We start from the raw sequence: 20,579 nt of genomic DNA, 5'->3' as shown, positions 1-20,579 counted from the left end.
TTATATGTTTTACATCCATAAGTGTACACATTTTCTCTTTGTTAATTATTATCAATTGATAATTAAACAGCTTCATTGATATCAAAAAATTACAAGGAGTAATTAATTACTCCTTGCACTATTTTTAATATACAAACTCTAAATTTTCTTTTATATTAAAGAAATCTGAATAATCTATATCAAATAATGGTTTTTTAACCTTTGATACATTAATATTTTCCTTAATCAATTGAGTTAAAACTCCTGCATATGATAAATCACCTTGAATTATTGCCCCATAAATACATCCATCTTTATAAATTATCTTTTTATAATCATCTCCATTTTTATCTATAACTTCTTCATAACTATCATCTGGCTTATTTACAACTCCAAGGGACATAGTTGGAAGTCCTAAAAAACTCATAGTATTTTTACTTCCAAAGAAATCATTCATAAATGCAACTTTTCCACTCATATTACTTGCAGCTATAATGCCTTCCTTAACAGCTGTTGGCCAAATAGGATTTCTTCCACTTATATCCCCAGCTGCATATACATCTTTTGCATCAGTTTCTCCCTTTTCATTTATTATTACTCCAAACTTATCGCAGGTTACTGAAGTTCCCTCTAAAAATTTAACATTTGATCTAACACCAGTACAAGCTATTACAAGCTCACATGGTATCTCTTCTCCTGTATTAAGCCTTAATGCTACTGGATTTTTATTATCATCTACTATTAATTTTTCAGCTTTTACACCAAATTTTAAATTTACTCCCCTATCTTCAAGAAGTCTTTCATATCTATTTGCTGCATATTTATCTAATTGAAGTGGAAGTATTCTATCTCCCATTTCAACAAGTGATAAGTTTATATCATAATCAATTATTCCAGCTAAAGCATCTATACCAACTAATCCTCCACCTAAAACAACAACATTCTTAACTTTATTTGCAACTTCTTTTATTTTAAGAGCATCTTCTAAATCTCTAAGTCCTACAACATTATTAGCTTCCCTTAAATTTTCTATTGGTGGTATAAATGAATATGCCCCTGTTGCTAATAATATTTTTTCATACTTAATTTCTTGCCCATCATCTAAAGTCACACTATGCTCTTCAGGCTTTATTTTAGTTACTTCTTTTCCTTTAATCCATTTTATATTGTATTTATCAAAAAATTCTCTTGGAGTAAAATCTAAATCTTCTACGGTTCTTCTTCCATCTAAATAATGATGTAAAATACATCTAGAATAAACATGTTCATCTTTTGAAATTAAAATAATTTCTGCATCTTTATTATATTCTCTTAAAGTTCTAGCACCATTAATTCCTGCTGCTGAAGCTCCTACTACTACATATGCCATTAATCCTCTTCTACCTCCTCTAATGTTAAAGCTGCCATTGGACATCTTGCTACACATTGTGGATAATTTTCCTCTGTTGACCTACACATATCACATTTCATTACTTCCTTATCTGTTGCACTATCCATCTTTAATACTCCATAAGGACATGCCATTATACACATAAAACAACTAGCACATCTTGATTTATCATATAAAACTAATCCTGTTTCATCATCCCTTCTCATTGCACCAGTCATACAAGTATAAACACACTCCGGCTTAGAACAATGCCTACAATATATTGGAGCATATCTTCCCTCACTATTGATAGTAATTCTACCTCTTGTATCACCACCATGTGCAACTTTACAAGCAGTAGTGCATGTTAAACATCCTATACATTTTTTTCTATCTATTTTTATTCTCTTCATATCTCTCACCTAGCCAATCTTTTCTATTTTTACAGGTACATATTTAAAGTTAGGTTCTTTTGAATATGTGTCAAATATTGAAGGCAAAAGTGAATTGGCTTCTATATAGTGCATAGGTGCATAAATTTGATTTTTCTTAACAGTTCTTGATAGCTTAACAAGGAAATCATTACTTATTCCATTTGGAGAAGATATTCTAACTATATCATTTTCCTTAATATTTAATTCTTCTGCTAATTCATTATTAATATTTACGTAACCTCTATGAGGCACAATTGCACTTACATCATTTATTTCACGTGTTCTTGTTTGTGTATGCCATTGGCCTACTGTTCCTCTTCCAGTATTAAATAAATAAGGATATTCTTCGCTTGGTTCTATTGGTACTTGCGCTACATCTTCATACATAAACTTTGCCTTTTTACTAGGTGTAAAATATTTATTATCTTCAAATAATCTTCTTTCATCTTCTTTAATTTCTTCACCTTTTCTACAAGGCCATTGTACTCCTCTAGAATCCTTTAAAGAATCATAATCTACACCAGTAATATCACATGGCATTCCTTTTGAACACTCTTTCATTAACTCAAAAGCCTCTCTAGGAGTTTTCCATTTATCTAGAAGTTTACCCATTCCTAAAGCCTTCCCTACTCCAAGCATAATATCATAATCTGTTAATTCATTATCCTTCTTTTTAAGTACTGGGTTTAATTTTGATAATCTTCTTTCTGTATTTATTATTACGCCTTCTTTTTTTAATCCATTTGCTGAAGGTAATAATAAATCACAGTAATGAGCTGTTTCAGTATCAGCATAAATATCTTCTACTACCAAAAAGTCTATCTTTTCAGCAGCTTTTTTAAACTCTAAATTATTAATCCATGAACTTAATGGATTAGTTGCAACAACCCATAAAGCCCTTATTTCTCCCGAATTTATTTTATCTATAATTACGTTATAAGGTAAAGTTGGCTTTGTAGGTAGCATTTCTTCATCCATATCTAACACTTCTGCTATACGCTTTCTTCTTGCTGGATCGCTATACTCTCCACCGCCATAAAATCCTGTTGTATTGCTAAATAATCTTGATCCCATTGCATTACATTGCCCTGTAATTGAATTAGCCCCTGTTCCTACTCTACCTATATTTCCTGTCATTAATGCGATATTTATTATTGCTTGAGCATTTCTTACTGCTTGATATCCTTGATTTATTCCCATAGTCCACCAAAGTGATACTCTTTCACCTTCATGAATTATTTTTGCAAGCTCTAACATCCTCGCACTAGATATTCCTGTTTGGTCTTCTACCTTATCTAAAGTAAAATCTTTTACCTGTTCTTTAAAGCCTTCAAAATCCTCAGTATACTTTTCTATGTACTCTTTATCAATCCAATCTTTTTCTATTAATATATTTGCTAAAGTGTATAAAAATGTTAAATCACTCTTAGGTTTTATATCATACCAAATATCACAATTTGTTACTGTTTCTGATCTTCTTGGATCAACTGCAATAAGTTTAGCATTACGTTTATTCTTTCTTACTCTACTCCAAAGAATTGGATGACATACTACTGGATTGGACCCTATTAATATAATTACATCTGATTCTTCTAAATCTTTTAATGTGTATGGTGGTGCATCAAAACCAAAACTTTGTTTATATGCTACTACTGATGTTGCCATACAAAGTCTAGTATTACCATCTCCATTTCCACCTAAAAAGTTTCTTCCTATATGTCCAATTAGGGCCATTTCTTCTGTTGCTAATTGTCCTGTACTTATAAATGCAAAGCTTTCTTTTCCATATTTACTTTGAATATCTAAAACTCTATCTGCAAAAAGTTTAAATGCTTCATCCCATGAAATTTGTTTCATAAGTCCATCTTCACCTCTCATTAGAGGTAATACAGGATTGTGAACTTTTGTATTTTGCTTATCTAAGTTTAACCCCTTTGTACAGCAAAAACCTTCATTTACCGGATAATCTTTTGTAGGGACAACTTTTTTTATTTCATCATCTTCTACATGAAAATCTAGATTGCATGCTATAGAGCAATAGTTACAAGTTGATCTTATTACTTCCATTTAAAACACTCCTTACTTAAGTATAAATAATAAAATATTTACATATCATTAAGCCATTAATTAACTAAACAATAATTAATAATTTTGTTTTTGATATTATTTTATTTCCTCATATAATGCACTCCTGCCCAATTTACATTTTCACTAACTTCAGCTATTTCTGGTAAGTTAACTCCATCTAGAGCCCATTTCTTATATTCCTTATATCCAACTCTGTCAACAATATACCCAATATGCTCTTTTCCATAAGGTGCATCTGGACTTATATATTCCCTAACAAATTTATAAGTATTATCTATAACTTTTAAAACAGTATCTTCATCAGCCCATTTTATAAAATCTTCTGCAATTCTTGGATTTGTTTTCCCAGTTCTACCCATAATAACAATTCTATAATACTTTTTAGGACTTCTGGTCCATGCGTTGTTAGGACATGCTAAAACACATTCTCCACAACCAATACACTTACTTGGATCTCTTACAACTTTATAATTCTTTGCACTTAATGCTGTAGTTGATACTTGTTTACATTTCTTTACACAGGCCCCACAAGATATACACCTATATGAATCATAAACTGGCAAACACATTCCTATTATTCCTATATCATGCATTCTAGCTTTTATACAATCATTAGGACATCCTGTTGCTGCAATTTTTACATGTAAGTCATCGGGATAAACCATATCTTCAATTTTTCTTGCTAATTCTGTTGTATTATACTGAGCCTTAGGACAAATATTATTTCCAATACAAGAAGTTATATTTCTTGTACCTGCAGAAGGATATCCTGATCCCTTATGCTTTTGATTAGTACCCATATTATCAATAATAGGTTGAAGTGCTTCATTTACTTCATCCATACGCTCCATTGGAATTCCTAATACTTCAAATCCCTGTCTTGTTGTAACATGAACCCTTCCATCTCCATATTTATCAGCTAAATCAGCAACTAATTTTAATGTATCTGTACGAATTGATCCTCCTGGAATTCTGATTCTTACTGCTGTCATATATTTATTTTTAGTTATTCTAAATGCATTTTTCATGGTCTTTCTTGTATTTAAATCATGTATAAGTGCCATAGCCTATCCCTCCTAATCATATAATGTCTTTCCAAAAGCATAATTAAATACTGGTCCATCTGTACATATATAAGTAGTATCCATTCTACAATGGCCACATTTTCCTAATCCACAACACATTTTTCTTTCATATGAAACCCAAATATTATAATCCTCTATACCTATCTTTTGGAATTCTGCTATTGTAAATTTCATCATCATTGGAGGTCCTACAATTACTGCTGAAACACTTTCTTTATCCTTTATTTTAAGCTCTGGTATATATTTAGTTACAAGGCCTACATCGCCATCATAATTCTCTTCAGCTTTATCAACTGTTAATATAACATTAAATTTTGACTTCCATTTTTGTATATCTTCTTTAAATAAAACATCTTCAGGAGATCTAAATCCACAAACTAATGTTACACTTTTACATTCATCTATATTTTCATAAAAATATTCCAAAATCCCTCTAACTGGAGCTAATCCACTTCCCCCTGAAACTATTATTATTTCTTTATCCTTATAATTTTTAATTTCAAAACCATTCCCATATGGTCCTCTTAATTGTATACTGTCTCCTATATTTAACTTAAATATCTCTTCTGTAACCTTACCAACTTCTCTAATTGTAAAATCTAAATATTCATCACTAAATCCTGATACTGATATTGGTGATTCCCCATATTTAGGCATTGAAATTTCAAAAAATTGTCCTGGATTTATTTCATCACATTTTCTATTTACTCTAAAGGTCCATTCTTTTGGAGTATGCTTTATAATATCTAAAATTTTCACTTTATAAGGAATATACTCATTTACCATCTTCTAATCCTCCCTTTGCTTACTTTTAACAAATTGAGTTACTTTATTCATAGCAGTTGATATTGATATATATTGAGGACATACATCATCACATCTTCCACATCCTATACACATTTGTGGTCCAAATCTTTCACCATAATCGTACATTTTATGCATCGTTCTATATCTCATTCTATCTCCATTTCTTACTCTAACATCATGTCCTCCAGCCATTAAAGAAAATCCTGGTATTTGACATGATGCTCCAACTCTCCTTCTTTCACCACATCTTGCATTATCCTGACTCACTACATCTTGCATCGTATAGCAGGAACATGTTGGACAAGAAAGATTACACCTCCCACATGCTATACATCTATAATCATATTCTCTCCAAAGCTCTGCTTCTGCTACCTCTAAAGGATTTAATTCTTCTGGCAATGTTACTTTTACTTCATTAGAGGATACAAATTCAATATTAAAGTCTGTTTCTGTTCCTACAAAAATATCTTTAAACTCATCATCCTTAACATCTATATAAACATCACCCTTATCAACCTTAATTGCTAGTGAATAATCATCAGTCTTATTAGTACCAAAACTTACACAAAAGCAATTTCTAAAGCTTTCTGCGCATCCAATTAATACTATCTTAACTTTATCCCTAAGCCTCTTATAATAATAATCAGGTTCTTTACCATTGTTTAAGTAAACATTATCTATACGATGTAATCCATGAATATCGCAAGAACGCATAAAAACTAGCATTTCTCGCTCATCTATTGATGGAATTTTATATTCATCTTCATTGTAATAAAATAATGTTTCTGTAACTGGCATAACTACTTCTTTAGCAGTAAAATGTGATTTACGGTCAAATTCAACTTCATTAATACTTTTGATTTCTTCATATCTAATTACATCTGTATCTGAATATTGACCTGCGTATGGTATAGATACTGGAGCAATAACTTTATATTTATCTTTAAAGTTGCTTATTATATTGTCAAATTCTTCAACAGTCATTTTAATTTTCATTAGTTCCACCTCACTTTTGTCATAAGTTTATCTTTTGTAAAATTATTCTTATATATTCATAATTTTAATTGCACATTTAAGTTTAAAATTTTCTAAGGCTTAATAAATTCTATAAAAAATAGAGAGATGTTTTTACATCTCTCTACTAATAGAAATCTTTTTTTATACTACTACTGTTAAAATATCTTCACTATAATTTGCTCTTTTCTTATCTGTTTCAACTATATCTAAGTAACTATCTGAATTTGTAACTATTACTGGAGTTACCACTGAATATCCTTCAGACTTTATAGCATTTATATCAAACTCTAATAATACTTGACCCTTTTTAACTTTCTCACCTTGTTTAACTTTAGGAATAAAATGCTTTCCTTCTAATTGAACTGTATCCATACCAACATGTATCAATATTTCAGCTCCACTATTTGTAGTAATTCCTAATGCATGAGATGTTGGAAATAATGTTGTTAATGTACCGTCAGCTGGAGAAAGAACTTTTCCTTCTGTTGGAACAATTGCAATTCCCTTTCCTAAAGCACCTGACGCAAATGCTGCATCTTTAACTTCTGATAAAGATACAATATCACCTTTTAATGGGCTAACTAATACTTCTTTATTAACTAAAACTTCTTTGTTTTTTTCTACAACTGTTTCATCTTTCATATCTTCTTCTGGTAATTTAGCAAATAACATTAATAAGAAACCTACTACAACACCTACAGCCATAGCTAAAACCATACCTAAAAATCTACTATCTATTCCATCTGGTCCAATATAACTAGGAAGTGCGAATATACCCATTCCTCCTACCATGTAACCTCTACAACCAAATAATCCAATAATTCCTCCTGTTACTGCTCCACCAATACAGCTTAGAATGAAAGGTTTTTTTCTTGGTAATGTAACACCATAAATAGCCGGTTCAGTTACACCAAACATTCCTGAAATAGCTGCTGGAATACAAATTGATCTTAATTTTTTATTTTTAGTTTTTACTAATATAGCCAAAACAACACCTGTTTGAGCAAAGCATACAGCTACTGAAGTTGCTAATACTGTATCATATCCAACCGTTGCTAAACTATTAAATGCTATTGGAACTAACCCCCAATGTAATCCAAACATTACAAATACTTGCCATAACCCTCCAATAAATACACCTGCTACTACTGGACTGAAATTATAAATTGCCATTGTTACGTCACCTAAAATATTAGCCGCATATGTTGCAACTGGACCAATTGCCATAAATGTTACAGGAACTATAATTAATAGTGTACAAAATGGAACTAAGAAAGTTTTAACTACATCTGGTATAATCTTTTTAAATATTTTTTCTAATTTTGATGCTATGAATACAGCTAGTATTATAGGAATAACTGTTGAAGTGTATCCACTGCTAGGCATAACTACTGGAATTCCAAAAAATCCAACCGTTTGTCCTGCTAGCCCTACTATATCTGGATAAACTAGAGCTGCTCCAATTGCCATACCTGTAAATTGACTTAACTTGAATTTTTTAGCTGCTGTAAATCCTAAAAAGATCGGAAAGAAATAGAATAAGCAATCCCCAATTGCATTTAATATCATATATGTTGATCCAGTACTATCAACTAAATTTGCCGCTGATAATATAGCTGTTAACCCTTTTATCATACCTGTTGCACACAATACAGCCAATATAGGTTGGAAGACTCCAGAAATTATGTCTATTAATGCAGCCAGTGGTCCAACTTTTTCATTTGCATCTCCATCTGAAGCTTCAGAAAATCCTCCTACTGCTACTACATCTGCGTAAACATCTGGAACATGGTTTCCTATAACTACTTGATATTGTCCACCACTTTTAACTACAGTAACTACCCCATCCATCTTCTTCAATACTTCTGTATTTGCCTTACTTTCATCTTTAAGTTTAAAACGTAATCTCGTAACACAATGAGTTAAGCTGTTAACGTTTTCTTTACCGCCAACGTTCTTAATAATATCTTTAGCTAATTTTTCATACTTCATAACCATTCTCCCCTTTATTATATATTTAAATTTTATTTATATTTATAAAAAAAAAGCGAAACCAATACTTATGAAATAATATAAATAATTATATTTATTCCATAAATTCTGGTTTCGCCTGATTTAACAGTAACAATCCCTACTAAATTATATTTAATCTTATAAATTAGTATTTTCTTAATTTAGTTTTAAAATATAAAAACCTCAACTAATCAAGATAGATAAAGCAATAATATCTCATCTTCATTAATTAAGGTTTCGCCTGATCGAGTCAGTAACGATCTCATATTTTCTTGTAAACATTTAACTTATATATTTATAATAAACTATCTTGTAAACATTGTCAATAAAATTTTATTATTTTTTTTATAAAAACAACAAAAGAATTTAAATATCTATATTTATTAGTATTCTATATTCTTTTGCTGCTATTAATTATTCTCCTACCTTGCTGTAACCCTTTGAATATGCAATGTTAAATAAAGTTTTTCTGATTGCGATAACTTCTGACCTAAATACTTTTCTACCTTTAACATACATTCATAAGCTTTCTTATATTTATCTTTCACTTGCTCTAATAAAAAATCATCCTCTTCTTCAAGAACATTTTTATTATTAAGTCTCTTAAAGAAAAACCTTAAGTGTGTAACAAATCTTTCATAATTCAATGAATCTTCATCTAATTGAATATTATATGTGTACTTTACTATATTTAAAATATCTTGAACCATTTGTGTTAATTTTGCTGCATCACCAGCACAAGTGCTACTCTTGTTTATCTGAGCATTAATTAAATGTAAGGCAATACTTCCAGCCTCATCATCATCTAACCTTTATCCAGTTTCCTCTTCTATTAAATCTAATGACCTTAATCCTATCTTAAATTCTTTAGGATAAAACTTTTTAATTTCCCACATTAAAACATTAGAACGCTTTATACCATCTTTATTTAATTTTAGTGCATAACTTATATGATCGGTTAGTGTAACATATATATAATCATTTAACTCTATATCTAACATATTTTTAGCATATTCAATTATATCATAACATATTGATACATGCTCCGCGGGAATATCTTCTAATAAGAGCTTAAATTTTTCTGATGCATCTTTTTGTTTAAGAATAAATGTTTTTTCTATAGAATTTTCATTTATTTTATCTCCTACTTTTTTCTTGAATGCTATTCCACATCCCATTGCTACTAATTCATCTTTTGATGAATTCTTAGCTAATACAACATTGTTATTAAATATTTGTTTAATTACCATCTAACCACCCCATTAAATTATTAGTATTACTTAAGAAGAAATTTTTCAATAAAAAAAACCTCTCTAATAAAAACGATATAGATATATATCGTTTCTTAGATAAGGTTTCGCCTGCTATTCAGTAACGATCGCAATAATATCCAGTAAACGTTTATATATAATATATACCATTTATCTATTATTTTGTCAATTCAATCCCAATACGTCTTTTCTCAAAGAAAAAAGTTCTTATTAATCTCATTCATCTATTGATAACTTATTTAAAAACTCACGTATTTCTTCTTGATTTAAATATACATCACCAATCATTCCATGAACTCTATAATATTCAATATAATCATGAAAATCTGATCCTGCAGTATATATCATATTTCTTTCCTTAGCTATATTAATTAAATACTTAGTATCTTCTTCAGTGTTTTTATAGTACTTTGCTTCTATTCCATCAAAATCAATATTAATTATATTTTCAAAATCCTTTTTGCATAATAGTACAGGATGTGCTAAAACAACTGTAGCTCCAAAGAATTTTAATATATCAACTCCAGTTTTAACACATAGCTTATCCTTGTATCCACAAAAATCTATATTATTATAAAATATTTTTCTTAACTCTTTTATATTTCCTTGCCTAACCTTTAAAAGAACAATTTTAAGTAATTCATTATTATAGCTATCATCTTTAAAATAACCTAAAACATGAACTCTACACTTATTATATCGAGTCGATAATTCTACGCCTGGTATTACTCTTATTGCCTGGCTTTTACCTTCTTCTATGGCTTCATCTATTCCATCTGTATTATTATGATCTGTAATTGAAATAATATCAACTTCTTTTCTTTTTGCAAGTTTAACTATCTCACTTGGTGTTAAGCCTCCATCAGAACAAGTTGAATGTATATGAAAATCACCTTTTGTATACATATTTCTTCCTAATAATTATTTACTTTTTATTATATGTTATTTTTCATTTTATGCACACTAAAATAAAAAAGGCAATCCTTTCGGATTGCCTTATGTAAACAAATTATATTTATAATTATTTGTTTAATTGAGCTTTTGCAGTTTCTACTAAGTTTGCAAATGCTTTTGGATCGTTTATAGCTATTTCAGATAACATCTTTCTGTTCATGTCGATTCCAGCTAATTTGATTCCGTTCATGAATCTTGAATATGAAAGACCATTCATTCTTGTAGCAGCATTAATTCTTGCTATCCATAATCTTCTGAAATCTCTCTTCTTTAATCTTCTTCCAACGTATGCATTTCTTAAAGCTCTTATTACAGATTCGTTAGCAGTCTTGAATAATCTGCTCTTCCCACCGTAGTAACCTTTTGCAAGCTTTAATACTTTTTTATGATTTTTACGAGAATTTACCGCTCTCTTAACTCTTGCCATTTTGTATTCCTCCTAAGTCCTCTATATTATAGGTATGGTAATAATTTCTTCATTGCTTTTTCTTGAGTAGTTGAAACATAAGCAGCTTTTCTTAAGTTTCTCTTTCTCTTAGCGCTCTTCTTTGTTAAGATATGGCTCTTGAAAGCTTTTGCTCTTTTTATCTTTCCAGTACCAGTCTTCTTAAATCTTTTAGCTGCACCTCTGTGCGTTTTCATTTTTGGCATGATTATATTCTCCTCTCTGGTTATGCTTTTTTAGGGGCTAATACCATTGTCATGTTTCTTCCCTCTTGTTTTGCTGCCTTTTCAACAGTACAAACATCTTCAAGTTTTGAAACAAAGTTTTCTAAGATTTTTAATCCTAGGTGACCTAATGTTGCTTCTCTACCTTTGAATCTAACAGTGACTTTAACTTTATCCCCGTCTAATAAGAACTTTCTAGCATTTTTAGCTTTGATAGCTATGTCATTTTCTTCAATAGTTAAACTACATCTGATTTCTTTAATGACAGTTACCTTTTGCTTTTTCTTAGCTTCTTTTTCCTTTTTAGATTGCTCGTAAATGTATTTGCCTAAATCCATTATCTTACATACTGGTGGCACTGCTGTTGGAGATATCATTACTAAATCTAAATCTTTCTCCTCAGCCATTTGTAAAGCTTCTTTTGTGGAAATTACTCCTAATTGATTACCTTCTGAATCAATTACTCTAATTTCCTTTTCTCTAATACTTTCATTACAAGTAAAGTTTTTACTGATAACATTCACCTCCGATAAAATCTATCAAGAAAAATATATAAATAAAAGGGCGACATATAATGCCGCCCTCGTATTATTTAGAAAATCTAGACATACTTCTAGATGAAAATCCAATAAACTCATTACCTTACTAAGCTATGCCGTAAGGCGAGAAACGGCAGTTTCTTCTTGACGAAATTTATTATATCATTAGAATAACTCATTGTCAATTTTTTTGTTAATGGTTATTCTAGAAAAATTTAGATTCTATTCACATATGCTAATTTCTCTTTTCATATTTCCCTTTGTCATATAGCACTTATCAAGTATTCTAAAACCAGCTGAAATTATTATATTATCCATATCTTCAAAAGTAATTATAACTAGTCTACGAGCTATCCTTCTTGAAGTATTGATTATATCCACTTGTTCTTGTACAGTAATAGGTGAATATAATCCATAAGGAATATCAACTATGGCAACATCATATTTTTCTTTTATATCATGCATATCTCCACTAGTTATTATTTCTCTATTATACCCTAAATACTCGATATTATTCCTCGCATTGCAAGCAATAGATTTACTAATTTCATATCCTCTTACATCAAACCCTAAATCTAAAGCCTCTATGACAACAGTTCCAACACCACAGCATGGATCTATTATATTTAAACTTCTATCATCACAAGTAGCAATATTAACTAATGCTCTTGCCATTCTTAATGGAATCGCATTTGAATATGAATATGGTTTATCATTGTGTTTTTGCCACTTAAAATCATTTTTTATAAGTTCTCCAAATATCCACTTATCTTTAAATTTTGTAACTGCAAGCTCTACCTTGGGATTGTGCATATCTGGAAGGCCTGTTACAACAAATCCTATTCCTCTAATTGCTTTAAGACGTTCTTCATAGCTAACATCGCCATCTTCGCTCTTCATATAATTTACTTTAAAATCATCATATTTAATTTCTTCATCTCTGATTTTATTAATAATTTCTTCAACTGAATCTTCCACATATCTAATATTAATTTTAAATTTTATAAATGGACTTCTTGATGGATCAAAGTCTTTGTTTGAAAATAAAATTTTATCTTTGGGAACTTTACCAAAAATACTTTTCATTTCCATATCACATAAGTCTTTTTCCATATCAGAACAATTTATAAAATAAAAATATTGCTCTGGGATGTTTTCACACTCACTTTTTACCATTGCATTATTCATTTAAACACCCCTCTTTTTTTAGTTAAGAGTTTTGAGTTATTAGTTTTTAGTTAAGGAATAAATTCAGCTTAGACTGAATTTATAGGATATTTTAGAAACTCCTAAGGAGTTTCATCCCTAACTCTTAACTCTTAGCCTCTCTAGTCTTTTTTACAATACTCTTCAATAGATTCTGCAACTACCTTTGCATAAGCAGCTGCATGAACTACAGTGTTAGCACCTGTTACAACATCACCTGATGCAAATACACCTTCTCTTGTTGTATGCCCTTTGTCATCAGTAAGTACTAATCCCCATTTGTTAGTTTCAATTCCTGTTGTATTAGCTACTATATTTTTTCTAGGTGATTGACTTACTGCAATTATTACAGAATCACACTCAAACATTCCTTCAGTTCCATCTATAGTAACTGTTACAACTTTTCCATCTTCTTTGACTTCATTTTTTGTTTCTATGTATTTAACACCGTCTTCAGTTAATTCAATTGGTGCTTTAAATAACTCAAACTTAATATCGTCATCTTTAGCTTCTTGTAATTCAACCTTAGTACAAGGCATATTTTCAAAGCCTTTTCTATAAAGTATATATACCTCTTCTGCTCCACTTCTTTTAGCAACTCTTGCTGCATCCATAGCAACATTTCCTGCTCCAATTACTGCAACCTTTTTACCCAAATTGTAAACATCCGGTGATTTTAAATAATCTATTGCATAATGAACATTTCCTAAAGATTCTCCTTTAATGTCTAAAGTCTTAGGATTCCATACTCCTGTTCCAATAAATACAGCCTTATATCCATCAAAGAATAATTTATCTAAAGTAATTACAGGACCTATTAAAGTATTAGGTCTAATTTTTACTCCTAATGCTAGAAGAATTTCTTCATACCTATCCATAACTGAGTTAGGTAATCTATATTCTGGAATACCATATCTCAATACTCCGCCAATTTTTTCATGAGCATCAAATAAAGTAACCTTAAAGCCTTTTTTAGCTAAAATAATAGATAATGTAATCCCAGCTGGACCAGCACCTATAATTGCTATTCTCTCATTTCTCTCTGCCGTCTTTTCTAATTTTATCTTTTTTAAATATTCATTAGATATTAGTTCTTCGATTTCACAGAAACTTACCGGCTCACCTTTTATTCCTCTAATACAATTTCCCTTACATTGATCTTCATGAGGACAAACTACCGCACATACTGCTGATAATGGGTTATTTTCAAATAACATCGCTCCAGCTTCATCTAGTTTTCCTTCCTTAAATAGCTTAACTACTTCAGGTATCTCAGTATTAATAGGACAGTTTGCCTTACATCTTGCATTTTTACATAATAAACATCTATCTGCTTCTAATAATAATTCTTTCATCATTTGCATTTATCCTTTACTTTATATAATATTATAATTATTTAAGTATATCTAAAACATAAGCTTTAAATTCTTCAAAGCTTCCTTTTTCACTACTAGTACCCTTATTAATTTTCTTAGTTGCAAAGTTATACTCAACAGTTCCATAACTAAACTTAGGACTTGATATCATAATTTTATCTTCATGTGCACTAAAAATCCCCTTATTAACCATTGCTATTTTACATAATTCTAAGAAGCTTTCTTCATTTTCTAATTCTCCAGAATTAATTTTATCAATTACAAAATTAAATAATGAAAAACCTCCACCTAAAGATATCATACTGCTGTTTTCAATATAAAAAACTTTATCAGTATTATAAAAATATTTCATTTTTCCATAAGATATAGTTTTAAATTGTGAATTTACTTCTATATTAGATATATTGAAAGCTTTAATAGAATCTTCGATATCACACCAAGAATTACTTTGTTCAATAGCATTATTTTTTACTACTGCATTAAATTTAAGTAATGCTCCTTCCATTTCTTTATCTGTATAGACAACATTTTCATTTAAAGCTACATTAAATTCTCCATTTTCATATGTTAATGTTATTTTATTTCCCATAATAGACTCCTTTTCTTTTCATCTCTATAATAAACTAAATTCTTAACTTAAGATTAAGTTTTAACTCCATCTTAAGGTTATATTTGTTATACCCCAAGGGCACCTAGTCTAGTGGCGTGTCTGCTGTTATCTCCCATATAAAAACTTGAGAGTGTTACACCAACTAGCTCTTAGATAAAAATTATTATATCATATTTATTATTATAAAAATAAACTTTATTTTCTATTATAAAAATAGTGTGCTAAAAATTATTTAATAATTTTTATAGCACACCATAATATATTATTTAACTAGTTTTGCTGTATCTCTTGCAATCATTAACTCTTCGTTAGTTGGTACTACATATACCTTAACTTTAGAATCTTCATTAGATATTTCTTGGATATGACCTCTAAGTTCATTTTTCTCATCATTAATTGTAAATCCAAAGAATTCTAATCCTCTTAATATCTCTCTTCTAGTAATAGAAGAGTTTTCTCCTATACCTGCTGTAAATACTATTACATCTACTCCTCCCATAGCACCAGCATATGCTGCTATTTGAGTTCTAACTTTATAGTAGAATATTTCTAAAGCAAGTTTTGCTCTTTCATTTCCAGCTTCCCCTGCTGCTAAAACATCTCTAAAATCAGAAGATACTCCTGAAATACCTAAAACTCCTGATTTTTTATTTAATAATTCATCAATTTCTTCAATAGTATATCCATGTTGTTCAATTAAGAAACTGATAACAGAAGGATCGATACTTCCTGATCTTGTTCCCATCATTACTCCAGCAAGTGGTGTAAAGCCCATAGATGTATCAATAGATTTTCCATTTTTAACAGCTGCTAAAGAACATCCATTTCCTAAGTGACAAGTAATTATTTTTAAGTCCTTAATATCCTTACCCATTGCTTCTGCAACCTTATTAGAAACATATTTATGTGATGTTCCATGGAATCCATATTTTCTTACACCATACTTTTCATATAATTCATATGGTAAAGGACAAATATATGCGTGCTTTGGCATTGTTTGATGGAATGCTGTATCAAATACTGCTACCATTGGTGTATTTGGCATTAACTCTTTACAAGCTTCTATTCCAATTACATTTGGTGGATTATGTAAAGGTGCTAATACTATGCAATCCTTTATTGATTGTAATACTTCATCATTAATTAGTACTGAATCAGAATACTTTTCTCCTCCATGAACAACTCTATGTCCTACTGCTGATATTTCATCCATAGATTTAATAACACCATGAACTGGATCAACTAAAGCTTCTAAAACTAGTCTTATTGCTTCTTTATGATCTTTAATATCTGAATTTATTACATATTTATCTTTTCCCTCAACTTTTTGAGTTAATATAGATCCTTCAATCCCTATTCTTTCTACTAATCCTTGAACCATGCAATCTTCTGTCGCCATATCTATTAATTGATATTTTAAAGATGAACTACCGCAATTAATTACTAATGTTTTCATTATTCCCACGCTCCTTTTATATTGCTTCTGTATATAAATATAATACCACTAAAAATCCTAAATAACCTAAAAGTTTAATTATTCTTTTTTATCTGAAAACTTTTTATATTAAAAAAAAGGCATATACTTTAAATCATAAATATATCCCTCATTTATATTTTTATGCAATTTTTCAAATTATATTACAATTAATTTCTATTTATTGATTTCGTTAAAATAAATTTCTAAAGACTTAATATTCATTAACATATACTTATACTGTGGATAGTCGCTAAGAATTCTATTAATACATCTTATACAGAAGTCTCGTCGTTTATTAAAGTCACTCTTCATTTCTTTTTTATATCCCCATGTATGTGTAAAAAGTTTTTGATTTTCACTAAATAAATTTTCTAAAGCCATTATTTCATTAATTTTTATATTTTTTCTTTCTGCACACATAGATATTAACCTTTGTTCTGCAAAGACCATATTAACTATTCTATCATCACTATCCAATAAATTTTCCATAAATTTAATTGATTCAGTTGTATAATATTCTTTAAATTTATTATCACCAATATAAACAAATGCCGTATTGCTTGGTAATACAGTCCAACTCCACTTCTTATCAAATAAATAACCTTTTTTCATAATAAAGTGTTCTTTACTAGGATAAACACATGGATTAATTTCTTCCTTATGAATTACACTTATCTCCGATTTTAATAGTAAGTCCTCAACTTTATTCCACACAATAAAATCAGTATCAATCATTACACAAGGAGCTTCTTGATTTTTTAATGCATATATTTTCCCTGCTGCCCAAAATAAATTGCTATCAATATTATTGTTTATTCCTTCTAATGATATATCAATTCCTAAGTCCCATATACTATCAATGCCTAACCTTCTATAATAATTAGCACCAATTTCATCTGTAACCATCTTTATACTACCATTCTTTTCTCTCCACTTTAATGCTGATATTATAGTAGTTAAAATTTCAAAATCTTCTATATAATATTCTTTATTTGGATTCATTTTAAAGAAAGGGGTAGTCCAATTAGAATGAAATGCCTTTATCATTATCTCTCCACCTTTAAAAATATTTATATAATATTTAATCCATATCCTCCAACCCCTGAGCTAACTAAATTAGAAGAAATATCAATTTTACTTGTAGTACCAAATATCACTCTATTAATTAAAGTAACATTATTAATATTATTATTTGGGATAGTATTTTTTTTAAGCCTATCTTCTTGCTTTAAATCATCAATATTTTTTTTCCCCATATATTCTCCTCTCAAAAAAATATTATAGCACCGCAAACTTCTACAAATTCACAAGTGCTATAATATATTATACTTTTATTCTTCTAATAAGTCACGTATAACTCTTGTTGCGTCCATATAAGAAGCAATAGATTTATCATAATTCAACTTATTAATTATTTTTGCTACTAATTCTGACATATCAACAGGCTTATACCATTTTGCAGACTTTAATTCATCAGAAATATATGTTAAATTAGTTGAATAAACTCTTGAAATAATTCCATCTTCATAGAATCTATTAAACTTTTCTAGTCCTTCTGTAAAGAAAGCAAATGTAGTAGCTACATAAACATTTCTTGCTTTTCTTTCTTTTAATTCCATAGCTATATCAAGAACAGATTCTCCAGATGCTATCATATCATCTACTATTAATACATCTTTTCCTTCAACATCTCTTCCCATATACTCATGTTGAACAATAGGATTCTTACCGTTTACTATTGTTGAATGATCTCTTCTCTTATAGAATAAACCTACATCTACACCTAAAACACTTGAATAATAAATTGCTCTATCCATTGCACCTGTATCTGGACTTATAACTATAAGCTTGTCTTTATTCAGTTCTAAAGTTTCTTCATTTTTAATAAGTGATTTAACTATATCGTATGTTGGATAAAAGTTTTCAAAAGATAAAAGTGGAATTGCATTTTGTACGTTAGGATCATGTACATCAAATGTTAATACTTCATGTACTCCTAATCTTTCTAATTCTTGAAGCGCTAAAGCACAGTCTAGAGACTCTCTTCCCTTGCGTCTATGTTGTCTTGATTCATATAAAAGTGGCATTATTACTGTAATCTTTGCAGCCTTACCTCTTATTGCAGAAACTGTTCTTTTTATGTCTTGGAAATGTTCATCTGGACCTTTATGGTTAATAAATCCAAACATTTTATATGTACAACTGTAATTGCCAATATCACATAATATATATATATCCTTTCCTCTAACACTTTCTGAAATCTTTACTTTTCCTTCTCCGTTAGAAAATCTTATCTCATTGATTGGTATTAGGAATGACTCACTAGTATTTCTCTTTTCTTGAATAAATTTATCAACAGCTTTTCCAAGTTCTTTGCAACTTTCTAGTGCAATTAATCCTAATTCATGTCTTAATTCTGTCATCAAACTTTCCCCTTTACATTTTTATTTCAAAGATTCAAATTTAATAATATACATAATTTGATATGTCTTCCATCAAATATTTATAAAATTCCAATCATTAATAGTATATACTAATAACGAACATTAATAAACACTTATATTAAATTATTCTCTTTTTTTGGACTTTTTCTTTTATATTTATTATAATTAATTGAATTTAGTATTTCTATACGTATTTATTACAAATATTTTATAATATTTGTACTTTATTATATTTACGGAAACGCTCTATATTTTTTATTAAAAGGAAGGACACCTTATGGAAGATTTGTACTATGAAAAATTATTTAATATTAAAACTACTGGAGAGCAACAAGGATTTTATGAATCCCATCATTATAATCGATATGAGGCTACTTCCTATCTAGCCTTAGAAACATTATTTAAAGAATATTGTGTTAATGATAAAGATTCTGTTGTTGATTTTGGTTGTGGTAAAGGCCGCTTACCTTTTTATATAAATTATTATTATAATTCAAAAGTAACAGGTATCGAAATGAACAATAATTACTTTGAAATTTGTATTAATAATAAAAAAAGTTATCTTAAACATCATAATAAATCTAGAGATAAAATTGAATTTATAAATACATTTGCAGAAGAATATCAAATATCTAATAGTGATAATAAGTTTTACTTTTTCAACCCATTTTCTGTTCAATTATTTATGAAAGTAATTAAAAATATTCTTTTATCTGTTGAAAGCTTTCCAAGAGAAATAGATTTAATTTTATATTATCCTTCTGAAGAGTATCTATATTACTTAGAAAATTATACTGGTTTTATATTATCCCAAGAAATTAATATTCCAAATTTAAGTATTATTGATAAAAGGCAAAAATTCTTAATATATAAATTAATATGTTAAAAATAATTAAATCCTTATTTCTAAATATAATCAATTGATTAACTATATTTTTATATAAGAGGTACTTAATTTAAATTAAGTATCTTTTTTAATATTAACTATAATTTAATATAACAAAAAGGTACTTAGTTTTATACTAAGTACCTTGAATTACCTGGCAACGTTCTACTCTTCCACACAGTCCCCCGTGCAGTACCATCGACGCTGTAGAGCTTAACTTTCCTGTTCGGAATGGGAAGGAGTGTTTCCTCTACGCCATCATCACCAGATGCTATGCTTTTCTAAATCTTCGATTTAGTCAAAACCTTTTAGAGATATTGTTATCTCAAAATTGCACATGAATCATATTTTTATT

The 20,579-nt window shown here is 29.1% G+C and carries 19 protein-coding genes, 1 rRNA gene and 1 pseudogene; 1 reads left to right on the top strand and 20 read right to left on the bottom strand.

The window, feature by feature from the left end; all coding sequences use genetic code 11:
- Positions 1-124: 124 nt before the first annotated feature.
- From TY07_RS08275 to TY07_RS08185, 19 genes and pseudogenes are all read right to left on the bottom strand, one after another.
- Entirely contained in the window at positions 125-1,348 is a 1,224-nt protein-coding gene (locus TY07_RS08275) for an NAD(P)/FAD-dependent oxidoreductase (protein ID WP_042398001.1), read from the bottom strand.
- Positions 1,348-1,761 carry a 4Fe-4S dicluster domain-containing protein gene (locus TY07_RS08270; RefSeq protein ID WP_042397998.1) on the bottom strand — a complete coding sequence of 138 codons (414 nt, stop codon included), beginning with the start codon at positions 1,759-1,761 and terminating at the stop codon, positions 1,348-1,350. Before TY07_RS08270 ends, TY07_RS08275 begins: the two co-directional genes overlap by 1 nt.
- 9 nt (positions 1,762-1,770) lie before the next feature.
- Positions 1,771-3,849: a molybdopterin oxidoreductase family protein gene (locus tag TY07_RS08265; protein WP_042397995.1), complete on the bottom strand. Its 2,079-nt coding sequence runs from the start codon at positions 3,847-3,849 to the stop codon at positions 1,771-1,773.
- A 101-nt stretch (positions 3,850-3,950) separates the two neighbouring features.
- A complete protein-coding gene (gene asrC / locus TY07_RS08260; RefSeq protein ID WP_042397991.1) occupies positions 3,951-4,934 on the bottom strand; it encodes a sulfite reductase subunit C in 984 nt (327 codons plus the stop codon).
- 12 nt (positions 4,935-4,946) lie between these two features.
- Entirely contained in the window at positions 4,947-5,741 is a 795-nt protein-coding gene (gene asrB, locus TY07_RS08255) for an anaerobic sulfite reductase subunit AsrB (RefSeq protein ID WP_042397989.1), read from the bottom strand.
- A 3-nt stretch (positions 5,742-5,744) separates the two neighbouring features.
- Positions 5,745-6,758, bottom strand: coding sequence for an anaerobic sulfite reductase subunit AsrA (asrA, locus tag TY07_RS08250; RefSeq protein ID WP_042397986.1), 1,014 nt, complete (start codon positions 6,756-6,758; stop codon positions 5,745-5,747).
- A gap of 162 nt (positions 6,759-6,920) precedes the next feature.
- Positions 6,921-8,771 carry a beta-glucoside-specific PTS transporter subunit IIABC gene (locus tag TY07_RS08245; protein ID WP_042397983.1) on the bottom strand — a complete coding sequence of 617 codons (1,851 nt, stop codon included), beginning with the start codon at positions 8,769-8,771 and terminating at the stop codon, positions 6,921-6,923.
- A gap of 443 nt (positions 8,772-9,214) precedes the next feature.
- Positions 9,215-10,042: pseudogene (gene licT, locus TY07_RS08240) on the bottom strand (BglG family transcription antiterminator LicT).
- Positions 10,043-10,279: 237 nt separating this feature from the next.
- Positions 10,280-10,969: a PHP domain-containing protein gene (locus TY07_RS08235; protein ID WP_042397980.1), complete on the bottom strand. Its 690-nt coding sequence runs from the start codon at positions 10,967-10,969 to the stop codon at positions 10,280-10,282.
- Between the two features lie 115 nt (positions 10,970-11,084).
- The gene (rplT, locus tag TY07_RS08230; protein WP_042397977.1) at positions 11,085-11,444 is read right to left on the bottom strand and encodes a 50S ribosomal protein L20; all 360 of its coding nucleotides are present in this window, start codon (positions 11,442-11,444) and stop codon (positions 11,085-11,087) included.
- Positions 11,445-11,470: 26 nt separating this feature from the next.
- Positions 11,471-11,668, bottom strand: coding sequence for a 50S ribosomal protein L35 (gene rpmI, locus TY07_RS08225; RefSeq protein WP_042397974.1), 198 nt, complete (start codon positions 11,666-11,668; stop codon positions 11,471-11,473).
- Positions 11,669-11,688: 20 nt separating this feature from the next.
- Entirely contained in the window at positions 11,689-12,210 is a 522-nt protein-coding gene (gene infC, locus TY07_RS08220) for a translation initiation factor IF-3 (RefSeq protein WP_042397970.1), read from the bottom strand.
- A gap of 237 nt (positions 12,211-12,447) precedes the next feature.
- Positions 12,448-13,413 carry a DNA methyltransferase gene (locus tag TY07_RS08215; protein WP_042397968.1) on the bottom strand — a complete coding sequence of 322 codons (966 nt, stop codon included), beginning with the start codon at positions 13,411-13,413 and terminating at the stop codon, positions 12,448-12,450.
- Positions 13,414-13,553: 140 nt separating this feature from the next.
- On the bottom strand, positions 13,554-14,795 hold the full coding sequence (locus TY07_RS08210; protein WP_042397965.1) for an NAD(P)-dependent oxidoreductase: 1,242 nt from the start codon (positions 14,793-14,795) through the stop codon (positions 13,554-13,556).
- Between the two features lie 28 nt (positions 14,796-14,823).
- The gene (locus TY07_RS08205; protein WP_042397961.1) at positions 14,824-15,396 is read right to left on the bottom strand and encodes a hypothetical protein; all 573 of its coding nucleotides are present in this window, start codon (positions 15,394-15,396) and stop codon (positions 14,824-14,826) included.
- A 283-nt stretch (positions 15,397-15,679) separates the two neighbouring features.
- Positions 15,680-16,873, bottom strand: coding sequence for an acetate/propionate family kinase (locus TY07_RS08200; RefSeq protein WP_042397959.1), 1,194 nt, complete (start codon positions 16,871-16,873; stop codon positions 15,680-15,682).
- Positions 16,874-17,068: 195 nt separating this feature from the next.
- The gene (locus TY07_RS08195) at positions 17,069-17,941 is read right to left on the bottom strand and encodes a DUF6734 family protein (protein ID WP_042397955.1); all 873 of its coding nucleotides are present in this window, start codon (positions 17,939-17,941) and stop codon (positions 17,069-17,071) included.
- Between the two features lie 23 nt (positions 17,942-17,964).
- The gene (locus TY07_RS08190; RefSeq protein WP_042397951.1) at positions 17,965-18,150 is read right to left on the bottom strand and encodes a hypothetical protein; all 186 of its coding nucleotides are present in this window, start codon (positions 18,148-18,150) and stop codon (positions 17,965-17,967) included.
- Positions 18,151-18,225: 75 nt separating this feature from the next.
- A complete protein-coding gene (locus tag TY07_RS08185) occupies positions 18,226-19,317 on the bottom strand; it encodes a ribose-phosphate pyrophosphokinase (RefSeq protein WP_042397948.1) in 1,092 nt (363 codons plus the stop codon).
- 298 nt (positions 19,318-19,615) lie between these two features.
- On the opposite strand from TY07_RS08185, the gene TY07_RS08180 reads away from it, so the two are divergent.
- Positions 19,616-20,224 carry a methyltransferase gene (locus tag TY07_RS08180; RefSeq protein ID WP_042397946.1) on the top strand — a complete coding sequence of 203 codons (609 nt, stop codon included), beginning with the start codon at positions 19,616-19,618 and terminating at the stop codon, positions 20,222-20,224.
- Between the two features lie 152 nt (positions 20,225-20,376).
- Here TY07_RS08180 and rrf read toward each other — a convergent pair.
- Positions 20,377-20,493: ribosomal RNA gene (gene rrf, locus TY07_RS08175) — 5S ribosomal RNA — on the bottom strand.
- Positions 20,494-20,579: the final 86 nt, after the last annotated feature.

It is taken from the genome of Clostridium saudiense (assembly GCF_000577815.1).
Taxonomy (GTDB): domain Bacteria; phylum Bacillota; class Clostridia; order Clostridiales; family Clostridiaceae; genus Clostridium; species Clostridium saudiense.
This window is presented reverse-complemented; position numbering and strand designations above follow the sequence as displayed.